This is a genomic window from Sulfurovum indicum (assembly GCF_014931715.1).
Classification (GTDB): domain Bacteria; phylum Campylobacterota; class Campylobacteria; order Campylobacterales; family Sulfurovaceae; genus Sulfurovum; species Sulfurovum indicum.
The window spans coordinates 533265-550654 of record NZ_CP063164.1; the positions used below are offsets into that span (position 1 = coordinate 533265).

Here is a 17390-nt window from a genome sequence, read left to right on the forward strand (position 1 = left end):
TTGTTTAGTTTATCTTTTTCTTGATATCAGTGATAAACTCAGTAATATCATCATGTAAGGCTTGTAAATCCTCTTCGTGCTCTACTTCATCAGCAAGTATCTGACTTACGATGTCATAAGTAACGATATCTTTATCTTTGGTCATTTCTGCCAGTTGGGAATAGATGGAAATAGCACATTGCTCACCTTTGATAGAGTCTTCCAGTATACTTACTACATCAAAATCTTTAGGTTCTTCATAGCCGCAGTTTGCATGTATAAACCACTCTTTGGGGCTCAGTAATGGTGTTCCTCCCAGTTGGAGAATACGATCCGCTATCATATTGGCGTGCCGCAGTTCATCTGCTGCATGCTGTGTAAGCTCAGCTATGGCAGCATCTTTCATAATGCCTCTTATTACTTTTGCTTCAATAAAGTATTGATAGTAAGCAAGCCACTCATCTGCATAGGCTTTATTGAGTACCGTAATGATCTCATCAAGCTCAATTCCTTTAATGATCGAATTTCCTCTTTTTCCCATGATAATTCCTTTTTATTATTGATCAAAATAATTATTTTTATATATCAACTATAGCCTCTTTGAGCTTAATAGAAAATAATTATCCTTTGTATCTACTAAAGACTATGCTTATTACTAGTATAGGGTAAAAAAGTCAATGAGAATATTAAGAGAATAATTGATGATGGGGGAGGGAAGTACAGGGGGAGTATGTATGGACTCATGTCCATACATACAGAAAAGAAGCCTAATTCTTGAACCAGCTTTTGATACGGTCAAAAGCAGACTCAAAAGTACTTTTATGTGGGTGGCTCTCTACACCGTAGCTCTCCTGAAGTTTTTCAAGCAGCTCTTTTTGCTCCTCGTTGATCTTTTTAGGCAAGATCATTTTGATCTGAGCAATGAGTCGTCCTTTGCGTCCGCTGTGTACATCAGGAATTCCCTCATTATCAAAGATGAACTGTTCTTTGTCCTTGGTTCCTTGCTTAAGTTCGAGTTCAAGTTCTCCCTGGAGTGCAGGAATGGTAATAGTCGCACCTAGAATCGCCTGTGTGAAGAATACCGGTACCTCGATATAGACATCATTGCCGTTTCGGATGAAGTGTTCATCCTCTTCTACATAGAAGGTCAGGTAAAGGTCGCCTCTTTGTCCGTTTCTGGCTTCATTTCCGTATCCTTGCACACGCAGTCTATTCCCACTGTCAACACCGGCAGGGACTTTGATGGTTACAGTATCTTCTTTGTTCTCATAGCCTTTGCCTTTACAGGTAGGACATTTCTGTTCTATCTTTTTCCCGACACCATGACATTTGGGACACTCCTGTGCAAAGGTCATGAAGCCTTGGCGCATGACGACCTGGCCCTGTCCGCCGCAGTAGTCACATGTACTGAGTTTGGCATCCTTTGCTCCGGTTCCTTCACAGTCACGACAGTAGGTTTTGTAAGTGATGTCTATCTTCTTTTCGCATCCGAAAACCGCTTCATTGAACTGCAGGGGCAACTCAATCTCAAAATCCAGTGCATATTTCTGACCTGGATCCCGTCTGCTTCGACCGAAACCGCCGCCAAAGCCTCCGGAACCGCCAAACATTGAGTTAAAGATATCCATAATGTCATCCATGTTCGCACTGCCAAAACCGCCACCCATTCCCTGGCCTTCCAGACCGGCTTTTCCATAACGGTCATAGACTGCACGCTTTTCATCATCACTAAGTATCTGGTAGGCTTCGTTAATGATCTTGAATTTTTCTTCAGCCTCTTTGTCATCCGGATTTCTGTCCGGGTGGTATTTAAGTGCCAGTTTTCTATAGGCCTTTTTCAGCTCTGCACCGGTACAGTCTCTGCTGACCTCAAGCACTTCATAATAATCCATTTCGGTCATTACAGTATCTCCTCAATTCGGGAATAGTTTTGGCGAATTCTACCATAATTTGGTTATAATGCGGGATAAATATTCTGGAGTAAAGCTATGGTAGTACACATTGTGATGTTTAAGTTCAAAGAAAAGAACAGAGAGCCGAATATGATCCGGGCAAAGCAGATACTGGAGGGGCTTGTCGGTACAGTACCGACACTGCGAAGTATGGATGTCGGATTGAATTTTTCTGAAGAAGAGAGGGCAATGGACCTGAGTATTATTACTACATTTGAGACTAAAGAGGGACTGGAAGCGTATGCCGTACATCCTGAACATCTAAAGGCAGTCGAGTTTATCAAGCAGGTAGTAGAATACTCAAAAGTCGTGGATTATGAAAACACATAAAATAGAAGCGTTTGAAAATCTGGTAGAAGCATTTGGTGCTTTACCCTCTATAGGGAAAAAGACGGCGATCCGTCTGGCGTATCATGCAGTTATGGAAGATGGATTTGCCGCACTTAAACTTGCCCATGCACTTGAAGATGCTGTAGGCAGTATCCAAAAGTGCAGCAAATGCCACAATATGAGTGAAGATGAACTCTGTTCCATCTGTTCTGATCCCTATCGTGATACGACTAAACTCTGTATTGTCCAGAGTGCCAAAGATATTTTGACTATTGAAGAGAGCTGCCACTTTGACGGTATATACTATGTCATATCGGAAGTATGTGATCTTGATGAAGACCATCTTTTTTATGCAGTTAACGGTGTTAAGGAGATCATCTTTGCCTTTCCTCCTAGCATTGCTACCGATACGATGATCCTTTATATAGAAGATAAACTTACAGGACTTAATATACAATTCTCAAAGATTGCACAGGGCGTCCCTACCGGGGTAGAGTTGGAGAATATTGATATGATGTCACTTTCTCGTGCACTTGAAGCGAGAGTAAAGATTTAGTATATCAATATTCCGGATCAGGGTCGGAATGATGATATATTATTTATCGGTGCTCTTTTCATTTATATATTCCTGAACGAACTTACGGACATCACTGTATACGAAAGAATCCTTGTAACCTTCTATTTTCCCGCCGCTTGCATTAGGGTGCCCGCCGCCATTACCTATTTCTGCAGCCATAGCAGATACATCAAGTTTATTGTTGCTGCGCAGTGAAAAGTGTCCTCTGAAGTTAATATCCATATAGAAGTCATAGTCAGGATTGTTGATGAGGAAAGTATTTCCAATAATGGAAGTATTGCCGACGTTGTAGCCTAAAATACCTTTATAGTCTTTATAGTAAATGGTAAGGCGCTGTTTCTCTTTGGTCAGCAGGTCTGTGACATAGAATGCAACGAGATTGTCTTTAGTACTGTTCTCATGCTGCCTGAAAAAGGCCTTTTTGATCTGGTGCAGGTCATCATCGAGCCGGATAGGTGCTTCATGCATACCGATACGCTCTTTGGCCGCTTCGATCATAGCGAGTTTAAAAGCTCTATCTTCATCAGGAAAGAGAATACGGTTTATCTCCCTTGCACCGGAGATCATGCCAAGCATCACTTTTCCGTATTCGAAAAGTTCATCTTCGTTCTTCCAGATATCGATGGCATTTATCGCTTTGACGATAGTAGCATACTCATTTTCAGGGTCAAAACCATAGTGCTGCTGAAGCCAGTCGTAAGTGATGAGGGTAGCACAGCGTGTAGTATCAAGGATATACCAGGCAAAACGTTCTGCGGCATTGGCTCCTGTGGCATGGTGATCAAGAAGTTGCAGTTTTGCTCCAATACGTATAGCCTCTCTTTCGATCCAGTTTCCTTCTTTTGTAGTCAGGTTAAGATCGGTTATAAGAATAAGACGTTCGATCTCGGTTCCCTGAACGAATTTGTCCTGTTCGATTTTCTTGACGATCTCTTCAAGTCGTGCTGTGACTTCCGGCCCATAGTTGGCATTGAAGGAGTCTATATTTTTAAAACACTTGTTTGTCAGATACTGGCATCCGTACCCGTCAAGATCAATGTGGGAAAGGTGATAAACATGTTGTTGGTGCATTTATATGATGTCTCCGAGTGTAAGTCCATGAAGAAAATCATCGATTCTGGTCTGAAAATTGGCAAGGAACGGAGAGATTGCACAGCTTCCTATCGCACCGTTAGGACAAGTTTGTGAGTAGCTCGTACAGTCAAAGACTGCCGGTGCCTTTCCTTCTGCAGCAAGAATGATGCTGTGAACAGTGATCTCATTTACATCCTGTGCCAGAACAAAACCTCCATGAGCACCTTTTCGAGACTCTAAAATACCTTCTTTTGCCAAACTTTGCAGTATCTTGGCAAGAAAACTTTTAGGGATACTGAGTTCATTGGCCAGTTGTTCTGCACCGATAGGTCTGTCTGATTTGCGAATTGTGTCCAAGGATAGGAGGGCATATTCGCTTGCACGTGTTAATAACATTATTATGTACCTTCATTTCAATTAGGACCATTTTACTCTACTTTACATTATAGTTTGATTGGTATTGTGTTCTAAGTTGTAGACAAGGTTATTATGCTACTATTTCGGACTCAAATTTTTTGAGAATTCAATTTATACCAATCAGGAGGTCATTATGGCTTTAGATCAGGCGAAAAAAGCAGAAATTATTGCTAAATACGCAAGAGGCGAAAACGATACAGGTTCAACAGAAGTACAGGTTGCACTTTTAACAGAGAGAATCAAATACTTGACAGAACATCTTAAAACAAATAAAAAAGACCACTCTTCAAGACTTGGTCTTCTTAAACTTGTAGGTCAGCGAAGAAGACTTATGAGATACCTTAAGAAGGTTGATCTTGAAAGATGGCATAAAATCAAAGATGAGCTTGGCATCCGTAACTAGGTTTTCTTCTTTAATTGAACGTTAAGCGTCAACCGCTTAGCGGTCAGAATGCAATAAATTTTTAATAATCTCTTTTTACTCCCAATATTTTTTATTTAAATCCAAAACTTTCTACTTTGTATGATTCTAAAGTTTTTTGAACCGATACAGGCTTGTATTTTCGTTCATTAGACAAATCAGGCTGTGAGAATGTTGTTCCTGTTGTTTTTTAATTGGACAATGACAAAATAAGCAGAAGGTTCAGGAGCCAATTTTAAAAGTTTAGTCATATTAACTAAACTTTATTACAATAATATACTTAATATATACTTGACAAACAGGCACTCAATGTTGTATAATGCTTTCAAGCATTTATAAACAGGTGCAAGTTTTTAGGAAAAAGGAGGTCTGATATGAGTCAAGAGGCAGAAAAAGATCTGGAACAGACTCAGAATGAAGAGCAGGTTGAAGAGACTGAAGCTTCGAATGATGAGAAGAGTCAGGAGACAGATCCGCTTGAAGCAGCTCAGGCGGAAGCGGCTGAGTATAAAGATAAATATATTAGAGCACATGCAGATTTTGAGAATGCAAAGAAACGTTTGGAAAAGGATAAAGCAAATGCTGTAGCTTATGCAAACGAGAGTTTTGCTAAAGATATCCTGGCAGTAATTGACTCTTTTGAAAATGCCCTTGCTTCAATTGAAGGAGCAGATGAATCCAACAGTACAGAAGTACTCGAAAGGATGAAAGAGGGAGTGAAGTTGACATATGAGCAGCTCAAAAAGATTTTGGAAAAGAACTCTATTAAAGAGATTCCGTGTGAAGGAGAGTTTAATCCAGAGGTACATCAGGCTATTATGCAGGTTGAGAGTGATGCGCATCAGCCTGGAGAGGTTGTACAGGTAATGCAAAAAGGGTACACTATAAAAGACAGAGTACTCCGCCCGGCAATGGTCTCTACGTGCAAATAGAAAGTGAAGCGGGGATCTTATACCACTTTGGCATATATGGTTACACGTTCAGAGTCAAGAAGATGAGAAGTCTTTAAATGACTTGAAGCATTTTTGCAAGATCTTGCAAAAAGCATTGATAAACTTGAGTGAATGCAACTAAAGTTGCATCCTCAAATGAAAAAAAAGTGTATACTGACATTAGAAATAAAAAGAAATTAACTTCAATCAAAAAAAGGATGAGCAATGGCAAAAGTATTAGGAATTGACTTAGGAACAACAAACTCTGCAATGGCAGTGTATGTCAATGGAGAAGCAGCGATCATCGCGAATAAAGAAGGGAAAAACACTACACCTTCTATCGTGGCATTCACCGACAAGGGTGAAATTCTGGTAGGGGATTCTGCAAAAAGACAGGCAGTGACCAACCCTGAAAAGACGATCTATTCGATCAAAAGAATTATGGGACTGATGTGTGAAGAGGAGAAGGCTGCAGAAGCAAAAGAGAGACTGCCCTATCAAATCGTAGATAGAAATGGTGCATGTGCAATTGAAGTATCGGGTAAAACCTATACACCACAGGAGATCTCTGCAAAAGTACTGATGAAGATGAAAGAGGATGCGGAAGCATATCTGGGTGAGACAGTGACTGATGCTGTTATTACTGTGCCTGCATATTTTAATGATGCACAGAGAAAGGCGACAAAAGAGGCTGGTACGATTGCAGGTCTAAATGTGCTTCGTATTATCAATGAGCCTACATCAGCGGCATTGGCATATGGTCTTGACAAAAAAGATGCTGAGCAGATTGTTGTTTATGACCTTGGTGGTGGTACATTTGATGTTACTGCACTTGAAACAGGTGACGGTGTTGTTGAAGTATTGGCAACAGGCGGTGATGCATTCCTTGGCGGGGATGATTTCGATAACCGTATTATCGACTTTGTAGCAAATGAGTTTAAAGCCGAGACAGGTATTGATATTAAATCAGATGTTATGGCACTTCAAAGGGTGAAGGATGCAGCAGAAGCAGCAAAAAAAGAGCTTTCATCCGCAACAGAAACTGAGATAAACCTACCGTTTATTACTGCAGACGCAAGTGGACCGAAACACCTTGTAACCAAAATTACAAGAGCGAAGTTCGAGTCACTGATTGCTGATCTTGTAGAAAAGACGATTTCAACGATTGAGTCTGTACTCAAAGATGCAGGATTGACCAAGAATGATGTCAAAGAAATTGTTATGGTCGGTGGTTCTACCCGTGTACCATTGGTACAGGAGAAAGTAAAAGCATACTTTGGAAAAGAGCTGAACAAGTCAGTGAATCCGGATGAGGTTGTTGCGATCGGTGCAGCGATCCAGGGTGGTGTCCTTGCAGGTGATGTGAAAGATGTACTTCTTCTTGATGTTACACCATTAAGCCTCGGTATCGAGACATTGGGTGGTGTGACGACTAAAGTCATCGAGAAGGGTACAACGATCCCTGCGAAGAAGTCACAGATCTTCTCTACCGCGGAAGACAATCAGCCGGCAGTAAGCATTCATGTACTCCAGGGTGAGCGTGAGTTTGCCAAAGACAATAAATCTCTTGGAATGTTCGAGCTTAGAGATATCCCGGCCGCACCAAGAGGAGTACCACAGATCGAAGTAACATTCGATATTGATGCCAACGGTATTCTGACAGTATCTGCGGTAGATAAAGGTACAGGAAAGTCTCAAGAGATCAAGATCACCGGTTCGTCAGGACTCTCAGATGAAGAGATCGAAAAAATGGTTCAGGATGCAGAAGCACATAAAGCCGAAGATGAAAAACGTAAAGCGGTTGTTGAAGCGAAGAACCAGGCAGATGCATTGATCCATCAGACAAGAAAGTCGCTTGCTGATCTGGGAGATAATTTCGATGCAAGTGAAAAAGCGAACATCGAAGCAGCAATAGCTGACCTTGAGACGGTTCTTAAAGATGAGAATGCGACCAAAGAACAGATCGATGAGAAGGTTAAAGCACTGACCGAGAAGTCTCACAAGCTTGCTGAAGCGGTTTACGCCAAAGAGCAGGGTGGTCAGGCAGCCGGTGGTGCCGATGCAGGCAAGAAAGCAGATGATGACGATGTCATCGATGCAGAAGTCGAGTAAGACTGCTGTATAAAACTATAGTCTTATTTGGTTTATATTACTTCCTCCAAAGAAAAAGCCCGATTTCCCAAAAGGGAGTCGGGCTTTTTTTATATCATGAATACTACAGTGTGTCTATTTCCGCAGACATACAGCCAATCATCTGTTTTTATTGCTAGAGCTTAGAGCTTAGGGGTCAGTTACCACCTTAAAAATCCCTAAAAAAACATAACAATTCTACCAGTTTTTACCAAAAGAATGTATTCTATGCTTTTAGCTGTACTCCTGTGCTTATTTTGTAGCGGTTTTTATTATACACTTCGCCACTTTTATATAAAGAGTGTGCCACGACAATAAGTTTTCTTATCACTGCAATTTGTGCTTGTGTTGTGTGTTTACCATTGGCTTTAAGTCGCTCATAAAATGCTTTCATTTTTTCATTGTGCTTGGTTGAAGCCATCGCAGCCATAAAGAGTGTCCCACGATAGAGCCTGTTGCCTGCTTTTGAGATACGCGTTTGTCCTTTGATTGAAGTACCTGATTCTCTCATCACTGGGTCAAGTCCTGCAAGGGAGACAATTTGTCTTTGGTTGGCATGAGGATATTTGATAAACAGATGAAGCATCACAATACCTCCTATTTTACCTATACCGTCTATGGAGGTAATGGCATTATATTTTTCTTTGAGGTTTTTGCTTTTTTCTATGATGGCATAGACTTGTTCTATTATTTTGTCTTCACTTTTCTTTAGTGCTTTTATCTCTGCTTTGATAGTACGACAGAGTGTCTTACTTCCTTCTTTGGTACTAAGCGATTCCAAATGATTTGAAAGCTGTGTGCGCTGTTTGACCTTAAGTCTGTAATAAACCATAAACTCTTTTATCTCTTCAACCAAGGGATCTATGGTCGGTACTTTTATCTCATTTTCTTTTGCAACTACAATGGCTTCTGAAAGCACCCTTGCATCTATCTTGTCACTTTTGTTTCTCTGTGCAATAGCTTTGGCAAAGTTTCTGGCTTGTTTTGGGTTTGGCATATAAGCCATAATGCCTTTTTGGGCACAGAAACGGTACAGTAAAGCAGAGTAGCTTCCAGTGGATTCGAAGACAAACACCACCTTCTCTATCTCTTTTTTATAAAGTTTTTTAAGTTTGGAGTAGAGTGATTTGAATGCTTTGTCTGTATTTGCTATTTCTAAATCCAACTTTCCCAGCGGTACATACACATTGACGCTTGACTTGGAGATATCTAATCCGATAGAATACATTTGAGAGCCTTTAAAGTAATTTAGAGAGCTCGTTAGCACAGAGGACAACCTCTGTGTGAAAACTGTAGCATCAGCCACACATAACTTGACCTCGTAAAATACAATCTAGCATTTGCCAATTTTCTAAAGAAATGTTTAACTTTATAAAACTGCATTTACTGATTTTGTTACCACTCAAGCTTATAGTGCAACTATCTAACTGACCCTCAAGCTAGTTATGATTTATACGCATAACCGCTTCGGTGACATCCGATGTATTACACCCAACAAACTCTCATTTGTATGGTAGCTAAAATGCTACATTTTTATTATACGAGGTGACAATGACAACTTAATCAAGCCTACGCTATACTCCAACCAAGCCGTAAACATGGCAAGAAGAGCGCGCATAGAACTTATCATGTTATCAACAGAGGCATAGAAGCCTTTTTAACGCATCCTGTAATAGTATACAACTCCAAGAACTCAAAACAGTATCTTCATTGGTAGGAACATCCAATAGTGACAATAAACCTAATATGGAAAACTAGAGAATATGTTTGGAAATATTATTGAAATAAAAGAGAGAAACAAGCAGATGGTCAAAGCTTACAAACAAGGGTATTCTCAGCATATGATTGCTAAAGTATTGGGTATATCACAACAGGCTGTGGGTGGTGTGGTGAAGAGGAGCAGGAAATGAATTGTCATTGTCACCTCGTATAATAAAAATGTAGCATTTTAGCTACCATACAAATGAGAGTTTGTTGGGTGTAATACATCGGATGTCACCGAAGCGGTTATGCGTATAAATCATAACTAGCTTGAGGGTCAGTTAGATAGTTGCACTATAAGCTTGAGTGGTAACAAAATCAGTAAATGCAGTTTTATAAAGTTAAACATTTCTTTAGAAAATTGGCAAATGCTAGATTGTATTTTACGAGGTCAAGTTATGTGTGGCTGATGCTACAGTTTTCACACAGAGGTTGTCCTCTGTGCTAACGAGCTCTCTAAATTACTTTAAAGGCTCTCAAATGTATTCTATCGGATTAGATATCTCCAAGTCAAGCGTCAATGTGTATGTACCGCTGGGAAAGTTGGATTTAGAAATAGCAAATACAGACAAAGCATTCAAATCACTCTACTCCAAACTTAAAAAACTTTATAAAAAAGAGATAGAGAAGGTGGTGTTTGTCTTCGAATCCACTGGAAGCTACTCTGCTTTACTGTACCGTTTCTGTGCCCAAAAAGGCATTATGGCTTATATGCCAAACCCAAAACAAGCCAGAAACTTTGCCAAAGCTATTGCACAGAGAAACAAAAGTGACAAGATAGATGCAAGGGTGCTTTCAGAAGCCATTGTAGTTGCAAAAGAAAATGAGATAAAAGTACCGACCATAGATCCCTTGGTTGAAGAGATAAAAGAGTTTATGGTTTATTACAGACTTAAGGTCAAACAGCGCACACAGCTTTCAAATCATTTGGAATCGCTTAGTACCAAAGAAGGAAGTAAGACACTCTGTCGTACTATCAAAGCAGAGATAAAAGCACTAAAGAAAAGTGAAGACAAAATAATAGAACAAGTCTATGCCATCATAGAAAAAAGCAAAAACCTCAAAGAAAAATATAATGCCATTACCTCCATAGACGGTATAGGTAAAATAGGAGGTATTGTGATGCTTCATCTGTTTATCAAATATCCTCATGCCAACCAAAGACAAATTGTCTCCCTTGCAGGACTTGACCCAGTGATGAGAGAATCAGGTACTTCAATCAAAGGACAAACGCGTATCTCAAAAGCAGGCAACAGGCTCTATCGTGGGACACTCTTTATGGCTGCGATGGCTTCAACCAAGCACAATGAAAAAATGAAAGCATTTTATGAGCGACTTAAAGCCAATGGTAAACACACAACACAAGCACAAATTGCAGTGATAAGAAAACTTATTGTCGTGGCACACTCTTTATATAAAAGTGGCGAAGTGTATAATAAAAACCGCTACAAAATAAGCACAGGAGTACAGCTAAAAGCATAGAATACATTCTTTTGGTAAAAACTGGTAGAATTGTTATGTTTTTTTAGGGATTTTTAAGGTGGTAACTGACCCCTATATTCGGATTAAAAATCAAATGGCTGGAAGACCATCAACCAGATATTTGTACCTTCTTCGCTATAGGCAATATCGATGCGGACTGGTACCTGTACGGCCATGGCCCGCAGACTGATACCTGCATCAAGTTTCATATTTTGGAAAAGAGAGCTATTATAGTGGTCATTGACCCTGCCGACTTCTACAAAACCTACAAGCTGTAACCAGTCAACAGCTACCGGGATATATTTGTTTTTTTTAAAGGGGTTCCAGTTAAGAGTGGCTCTATATTCAGCTGTGCCATAGAGTACTGTTTTGTCAGAGAAGCGGTCGGTACTGTATCCTCGCATACGGAACATACCTCCCAGTTTTGCACCTTCCCATGGAGGCGGACGGTGATCTGCAATTTCCGGTCTGAATTCACTGTTTCTGTCCCAGGAGAAAGAGTAGCCTGTCCAGAGGCTCATAGCAAAGACATTTTGTTGTGTGGATGAGAGGGGTGGCAGATTTATATAGTGGTTGTATTTGAACTCCATGAAATCCCAACTTTGTTGAGAATCACCCCAGCCAAAATCTTTGGAGTATTGCAGTTTGAACTGATAACCTCTTGAAGGATTCAGATCATAATCTGTATTGTCATGCTCCATAAAAAAACGAAGACCATTGGTATCCCACTTCTGCAAACCGATTGATGACCTGGGAGAGTCTGGCAGATAGTTCTCAAATGTATGATGTTCATAAAAACCGCTCATTCCCACCGAAGTTCTTCCTGTTATAAAGGGTTTGCCTCCACCGTATCCTTGTCGACCAACGGCAAAACCATTTTTTAACGTATACTCTCCATCAGGGTTGTCCTCTCCCTCTCCTATAGGAAGAACGTATTTAAGCGAAGCGTAGATAAAGTCTTCATCCCCGGATGTCTCTACATAACTCTCTTTATCAGAATTGTTCGAATGGTCGTATAGATAGTAATGTGCTTTTGGTAAATGGCTTTTCATACCCATAACGGAGAAAAGAAGACGATCAGTACCGGGGATGAGATAATCAAAAATGGCTGCAAAGCCACCGGAAAAGTTTGCAGTATCAGGCTGACTGTTTGTAATGATATCTTGTTCCGTACCGTAGAAAAGCGTAGCGATAGCTGTAGTTTCCGGCTGTAAAAGACCTTTCTTGATAACCCCTGCCCCACCTGCAAAACCTGTAGAATCTGAAGAGAAGAGATAAGGAAGATAGATTATATCTTTTCTGTCTGCTTCTTCCGGCTCTGTGGTGGTATGTGTATGTAAGATATCTGTACCGGCATTAAGTGACTGAGCTGCAAGAATCGATATGATGATTCTTGGAATGAGTAATTTTCTTGTTGGCTGCATGTAAAAATTATAGCCAAAACATATTAGAGTTTTTAGGATATAATATTCACAACTAAATGAATAATTATATGAGGATCATAGAATGAAAACAGAAAAATGCAATACCCTTGCAGAAGCGAGAAAGAAGATTGATGAAGTGGATGAAGAGATCGTGAAACTGATCGCAAAACGCAATAACTATATTAAACAGATTGCCCATTTCAAAACAAGTGTAACTGAAGTAAAAGCTGAAGAGAGAATTGAAGATGTTATTTCCAGAGTACGTCAACAGGCTATTGATCTGGATCTCTCTCCAAACCTTATTAATGACCTTTATGTACGTATGATCGATGCGATGGTTGAGAGTGAGATCGAAGAGTTCAATAATGCAAAGAGTTTTTAAAAAACTGACTGAAATAAGATCAGTCGCATAGGCTCACCGCCGAAGGGGTCTCAGTGGCAATACAGTAGAAAGGACGCTGTTTATACATGTTTTCATAACAATAGCGACCTTTTTTACCACAAGTTCAATAGATTTATAAAAATAAAATTTATTATATATTACTTTTTTTATGCCAAAGTACACTCTTTCTCTATGTGTACTCTTTTGCACAGAGCTATGCTACAATGATATTGGAGCTTTTTGCATAATCCGCTGAGAGCATTGGGGTTATTCAGATGGTTTATGATAAAAAGGAGTATTTTTGAAAATATTATTGCTTGAAGATGATGTGATCTTGCAGGAGATCATTGAAGAGTTTCTTATTGAAAACGGTTATGAGGTCAACTCTTTTTATGATGGAGAAAAGGCACTCGATGCGATTGGGAACAGCCATTATGATCTATTGTTGCTTGATGTGAATGTTCCGAGTATAAACGGCTTTGAGATACTCTCTTACCTTCGTGATATCGGTAATACCACCCCAGCTATTTATATTACTTCACTTGCTGGGATCAATGACCTCAAAAAAGGCTTTGAGTTGGGTGCGGATGATTATCTGAAAAAGCCTTTTGATCTTGAAGAACTGCAGGTACGTATCGAACATATAGCAAAAGCAAATTATCTTCAGGATGAGATAGAGTTTAACGGTATGCGGTTTATTCCCAAGGCACATCAGATATATATTGGGGAGAAGGTGATTGAGATGCGCCAGAAAGAGGCACAGGTATTGGAATACTTTGTACAAAATCAGGGAAAGATTATCTCTTGTGACGAGATCATCGAAAATGTATGGGAGGATGAAAATGTCCCTACCCATGCGACCATCCGTACCTATATCAAAAACCTGAGAAAGATGTTTGATAAAGAGTATTTTGACAACATCAAAGGAGAGGGTTATCGTTTTAACATCATATGAACGCAGGTCACTCTCCCGTTTTCTAACTCTTTATCTGATTTCAGTCTTTGTTTTGTTGGCAATCATCGGGTATCTTTTTTTCGAAAATAACCGTGCGTCGATGAAGAGTGCGATGAAGTTTGAGATGATGTACCAGGGGCGTATGCTCTCTTCCATGATCGTGATGGAGGCAATGAAAGGAAAAGAGATGGATGAAGCTGACAAGCTTAATTTTTTGGCCTCTCTGAAACACTGCCGTTTTGATGTAGGCTATTATGATAAAGAACAAGATGCTATCTATTCAGAGATCGATGAGGTTGATAGATTTGATAAAGATTTCTATGTCAAAGATAATAGCTGTTATACGGTAATAGAGGATAAGAGCGATCATATGGGTGTGCACTATATTGTTCTTAAAGAGAATGAGTTAGTTGGCAGTTTTCAGCAGCTGCGTATTAAAATTATAAGCTATCTATTGTTCTCTTTTTTGCTGATGGGGGTGGTCGGGTATTTTCTGGGACGTCTATTCCTGCGTCCGGTACGTGAGCAGATAGAAGCGTTCGATCGGTTTATCTCCGATACTACTCATGAGCTCAACACTCCGATATCAGCTATTTTGATGACCATCCAATCACTTAAAGGGATAGATGAGAAAAAGAAGAAGCGCTTGGAGGCAAGTGCAAAACGTCTCAATATGATGTATAGCTCGCTAACCTACAGGTTAGAGGGGAAAGAGGAGAAAGCAGAACCCTTTTGTTTTGCCAAAGTGATCGAAGAGAGGGTAGGGTATATCAGGGAACTTATTGAGGCAAAGCATCTTCATGTTTCAGTCGACCTGGAGCCTACAGAGGTGAGGATGTCACACTCTTCTGCCGAACGCCTGATTGACAATCTGCTTTCCAATGCGATCAAGTATAGTGATGTGGGAGACAGTATTACTGTAACACTCAGGAATAGAGTACTGAAAGTATCTGATACCGGTATCGGTATTGATAAAACGGTACAGGAAGATATTTTCAAGCGTTATACACGTGCCAATAATGAGCGCGGCGGTTTTGGTATAGGTCTCAATATTGTACTGGGTATCTGTAAACAGTATAAGATCAAAATTGATCTAAAGTCTGAAAAAGGGGTGGGAAGTACCTTTATTTTGACTTTTCCACTCATGAAACAGTAGATTCAAAACTGTATTTTCCCTGACAATTATTCGACACTATCCATCAAGATACCGATAATATCGGTCATGGTCAAGATACCCAGAAGTTCATTGTTGTCTATAACCAGAAGACGTTTAATGGAGCTTGTAACCATCATTTTGGCTGCGTACTTGATGTCAAGTTCGGCGGAAACGGAAAAAGCTGGTGTAGTAGCAATGTCATAGACATTAAGCAGGTCAATGTCACCGTCTTCAGCAACGATACTTTGCAGGATATTTTTAAACGTTACCAGACCATAGGCACCCGAAGGTGAGGTCTTTTCTACAATGACAGAGCGGACTTTATGATTCCTCATTAATTTAAGAGCTTCTCTTACGGTTGCCATAGGGGATACACTTATCAGTTTTTCTTTTGGGGTCATTACCTTTTTTACCAACATTTCATTCTCCTTTATATCATGCTTTTGATATCATCTTCAAACTTATGGAGTTCTTCTGTGTCCAATCCAGTTACATGACTGAGAGGGAAGGTAAAGGTAAACCCGTTATTCTCATGGTTGTCCAGATCGAACTCCTGGCGTAAAGCACGCATCACTTTCATCGTAAGTTTGCGTGGCAGGACAAAAAGCAGGGCAGAGACATTCTCTTCAAGTGTGAGACCAAAAAAGACTTTTTTTTCTTTGAGTCCTATGGTCTTGCCATGCAGTATGGTCACTGATCCGGCACCGGCCTCTTTGGCAATTTCTATGGCAGCCTCTTCGTCTTTGTCCTGAATGACGGCAACAAGTGCGGTGAACTTCATGGCAATTCCTCCTGTTTTAGTTGTTTGTTTTTATAGTATTCTGCATGTATCCCATAACCCATTACTGTCAGCATGGGGAAGAGAGAGGCAAAAGCGATGAGCCCGAAACCGTCAATGAGCGGGTTTCTCCCATCGATATTCTCAGCCAATCCGAGCCCTAATGCTGCAACCAAAGGTACTGTAACAGTGGAGGTTGTTACTCCGCCGCTGTCATAAGCAATAGGGATGATATAACTGGGTGCCAGATAGGTAAAGAAGATCACGAAAATATAGCCTACAATGATGTAGTAGTGGATAGGATCTCCTGCAACAATACGGTAGGCCCCCAGGCCTATACCGATGGCAACACCAAATGCTACTACTATTCTAAGGATATTCTGCTTGATGTTTCCTTCACTGATCTCTTCTGCTTTGATGGCAATGGCAAGCAGTGCGGGTTCTGCCATGGTTGTAGAGAAGCCGATAAGAAAAGCAAATAGGTAGATCAGCAGGTTGTTTTTCATATCGGTCAATTGGTAGGCGATCGTCTCTCCAATAGGGAATAGTCCCATTTCAAGACCGACAATGAAAGCGTAAAGTCCCAGGATCACCATGATGATACCCACAGTGATCTTGTGTAAGTGTGCCACAGGTTTTTTGATGATGATATACTGAAAAAAGAATATCACTATGAGTATGGGTGCGACATCTTTGATAACACCAATGAGTTCCATAAAGGTATCCATCGCAGAAAAAGTATATACAGTAGCAACGGCTTTGGTATTTTCTACCACTTCTGTAACAACAGGTATCAGAGTACTGCTGTCTCCTAAGTTATAGACGATGATGCCATAGATTTGAACAAATATCATAGGGGTAAGTGAAGCAAAAGCGATGAGTCCAAAGCCATCGATAGCAGGGTTTCGTCCTTTGATGCTTGAGGCAAGACCTATCCCCAATGCGGCTACGAGTGGAACGGTTACGGTAGAAGTGGTTACCCCACCACTGTCATAGGCCAGTCCAATGATTTCAGCCGGAGCGAAAAAGGTAATGAGAACGACCGTGATATATCCGCCAATGATATAATAGGCGATAGGGTGTCCCAGAAGAATACGAAGTGTCCCCAGGGCAATAGCAAAGCCAACGGAGAGTGCTACGGTCATACGCAGCCAGAATGCATCGATAAGTCCATGGGAGATCACAGCTGCCTTGTTGGCAATGGCAATCAGTGCAGGTTCTGCTACTGTTGTAGCAAAGCCAACAGTAAAGGCAAAGGTTAAGAGCCAGAAGACCGATCCTTTGCGGGCAAAGTCTACAGCCAGTCCTTCACCGACAGGAAAGATACCCAGTTCAAGTCCACGAATGAAGAGAGCCAGTCCTATAGCAACAATAGTCAGCCCTATTACAATCGAGAGCAGGTTGTCCGGTACAGCACGGATGATCACTCCCTGGAACAGTGCTACAACAATAATGATGGGAAGCAGGTCCATAAAGGAGCTTTTCAGATCCCCGGAAAATATCTTTAGACTTTCTTTCATGGCTAGAATTATAGCCAAGAGAACTTCCAGTTAGAAGAGGAGGCAGTGGGATAAGTTCTATTTTATTCTTTCATAAAAAAACTTTTTTATTTTATCACGTTCTTTAAGGAGATGGCGGAC

General features: G+C 40.5%; 19 protein-coding genes. 10 read left to right on the forward strand and 9 right to left on the reverse strand.

Features of this window, described 5'->3' with window-relative positions; genetic code table 11:
• Positions 1-4: 4 nt before the first annotated feature.
• Both IMZ28_RS02700 and dnaJ read right to left on the reverse strand, forming a co-directional pair.
• A complete protein-coding gene (locus tag IMZ28_RS02700) occupies positions 5-520 on the reverse strand; it encodes a ferritin-like domain-containing protein (protein WP_197549169.1) in 516 nt (171 codons plus the stop codon).
• 226 nt (positions 521-746) lie between these two features.
• Positions 747-1880 (reverse strand): molecular chaperone DnaJ, encoded by a 1134-nt coding sequence (gene dnaJ / locus IMZ28_RS02705; RefSeq protein ID WP_197549170.1) that lies wholly within the window; start codon positions 1878-1880, stop codon positions 747-749.
• An 87-nt stretch (positions 1881-1967) separates the two neighbouring features.
• On the opposite strand from dnaJ, the gene IMZ28_RS02710 reads away from it, so the two are divergent.
• Both IMZ28_RS02710 and recR read left to right on the forward strand, forming a co-directional pair.
• On the forward strand, positions 1968-2261 hold the full coding sequence (locus IMZ28_RS02710) for a Dabb family protein (RefSeq protein ID WP_197549172.1): 294 nt from the start codon (positions 1968-1970) through the stop codon (positions 2259-2261).
• Entirely contained in the window at positions 2248-2817 is a 570-nt protein-coding gene (gene recR / locus IMZ28_RS02715) for a recombination mediator RecR (protein ID WP_197549174.1), read from the forward strand. The genes IMZ28_RS02710 and recR overlap by 14 nt, the downstream gene beginning before the upstream one ends.
• 39 nt (positions 2818-2856) lie before the next feature.
• On the opposite strand, the gene IMZ28_RS02720 is transcribed toward recR, so the two are convergent.
• Both IMZ28_RS02720 and IMZ28_RS02725 read right to left on the reverse strand, forming a co-directional pair.
• A complete protein-coding gene (locus IMZ28_RS02720) occupies positions 2857-3909 on the reverse strand; it encodes a DHH family phosphoesterase (protein WP_197549175.1) in 1053 nt (350 codons plus the stop codon).
• Positions 3910-4308 (reverse strand): RrF2 family transcriptional regulator, encoded by a 399-nt coding sequence (locus tag IMZ28_RS02725; protein WP_197549176.1) that lies wholly within the window; start codon positions 4306-4308, stop codon positions 3910-3912.
• Between the two features lie 154 nt (positions 4309-4462).
• On the opposite strand from IMZ28_RS02725, the gene rpsO reads away from it, so the two are divergent.
• The 3 genes from rpsO to dnaK all read left to right on the forward strand — a co-directional run bounded on the left by rpsO (position 4463) and on the right by dnaK (position 7794).
• The gene (gene rpsO, locus IMZ28_RS02730; protein WP_197549178.1) at positions 4463-4732 is read left to right on the forward strand and encodes a 30S ribosomal protein S15; all 270 of its coding nucleotides are present in this window, start codon (positions 4463-4465) and stop codon (positions 4730-4732) included.
• Positions 4733-5124: 392 nt separating this feature from the next.
• Positions 5125-5682: a nucleotide exchange factor GrpE gene (gene grpE / locus IMZ28_RS02735; RefSeq protein WP_197549179.1), complete on the forward strand. Its 558-nt coding sequence runs from the start codon at positions 5125-5127 to the stop codon at positions 5680-5682.
• Positions 5683-5907: 225 nt separating this feature from the next.
• Positions 5908-7794 (forward strand): molecular chaperone DnaK, encoded by a 1887-nt coding sequence (gene dnaK / locus IMZ28_RS02740; protein ID WP_197549180.1) that lies wholly within the window; start codon positions 5908-5910, stop codon positions 7792-7794.
• A gap of 244 nt (positions 7795-8038) precedes the next feature.
• Here the strand turns inward: dnaK and IMZ28_RS02745 are convergent, their stop codons facing one another.
• On the reverse strand, positions 8039-9040 hold the full coding sequence (locus tag IMZ28_RS02745) for an IS110 family RNA-guided transposase (protein WP_197547621.1): 1002 nt from the start codon (positions 9038-9040) through the stop codon (positions 8039-8041).
• 535 nt (positions 9041-9575) lie between these two features.
• Here IMZ28_RS02745 and IMZ28_RS02750 point away from each other — a divergent pair.
• Both IMZ28_RS02750 and IMZ28_RS02755 read left to right on the forward strand, forming a co-directional pair.
• A complete protein-coding gene (locus tag IMZ28_RS02750; RefSeq protein ID WP_197549181.1) occupies positions 9576-9722 on the forward strand; it encodes a helix-turn-helix domain-containing protein in 147 nt (48 codons plus the stop codon).
• Positions 9723-10053: 331 nt separating this feature from the next.
• Positions 10054-11055: an IS110 family RNA-guided transposase gene (locus IMZ28_RS02755; RefSeq protein ID WP_197547621.1), complete on the forward strand. Its 1002-nt coding sequence runs from the start codon at positions 10054-10056 to the stop codon at positions 11053-11055.
• An 83-nt stretch (positions 11056-11138) separates the two neighbouring features.
• Here IMZ28_RS02755 and IMZ28_RS02760 read toward each other — a convergent pair whose 3' ends face one another.
• On the reverse strand, positions 11139-12479 hold the full coding sequence (locus tag IMZ28_RS02760; protein ID WP_197549183.1) for a BamA/TamA family outer membrane protein: 1341 nt from the start codon (positions 12477-12479) through the stop codon (positions 11139-11141).
• 82 nt (positions 12480-12561) lie between these two features.
• Here IMZ28_RS02760 and IMZ28_RS02765 point away from each other — a divergent pair, with 82 nt between their 5' ends.
• The 3 genes from IMZ28_RS02765 to IMZ28_RS02775 all read left to right on the forward strand — a co-directional run bounded on the left by IMZ28_RS02765 (position 12562) and on the right by IMZ28_RS02775 (position 14972).
• Complete coding sequence (locus tag IMZ28_RS02765; RefSeq protein ID WP_197549184.1) at positions 12562-12861, forward strand: chorismate mutase; 300 nt, start codon at positions 12562-12564, stop codon at positions 12859-12861.
• A gap of 301 nt (positions 12862-13162) precedes the next feature.
• Entirely contained in the window at positions 13163-13816 is a 654-nt protein-coding gene (locus tag IMZ28_RS02770; protein WP_197549185.1) for a response regulator transcription factor, read from the forward strand.
• Positions 13773-14972: a sensor histidine kinase gene (locus IMZ28_RS02775; RefSeq protein WP_197549186.1), complete on the forward strand. Its 1200-nt coding sequence runs from the start codon at positions 13773-13775 to the stop codon at positions 14970-14972. The genes IMZ28_RS02770 and IMZ28_RS02775 overlap by 44 nt, the downstream gene beginning before the upstream one ends.
• A 26-nt stretch (positions 14973-14998) precedes the next feature.
• Here IMZ28_RS02775 and IMZ28_RS02780 read toward each other — a convergent pair whose 3' ends face one another.
• The 3 genes from IMZ28_RS02780 to IMZ28_RS02790 are packed head-to-tail and all read right to left on the reverse strand — an operon-like array spanning position 14999 to position 17270.
• Positions 14999-15391: a CBS domain-containing protein gene (locus IMZ28_RS02780; RefSeq protein ID WP_197549188.1), complete on the reverse strand. Its 393-nt coding sequence runs from the start codon at positions 15389-15391 to the stop codon at positions 14999-15001.
• Positions 15392-15402: 11 nt separating this feature from the next.
• Positions 15403-15753 (reverse strand): transcriptional regulator, encoded by a 351-nt coding sequence (locus tag IMZ28_RS02785; protein WP_197549190.1) that lies wholly within the window; start codon positions 15751-15753, stop codon positions 15403-15405.
• Complete coding sequence (locus IMZ28_RS02790) at positions 15750-17270, reverse strand: DUF1538 domain-containing protein (protein ID WP_197549192.1); 1521 nt, start codon at positions 17268-17270, stop codon at positions 15750-15752. Before IMZ28_RS02790 ends, IMZ28_RS02785 begins: the two co-directional genes overlap by 4 nt.
• Positions 17271-17390 lie beyond the last annotated feature (120 nt).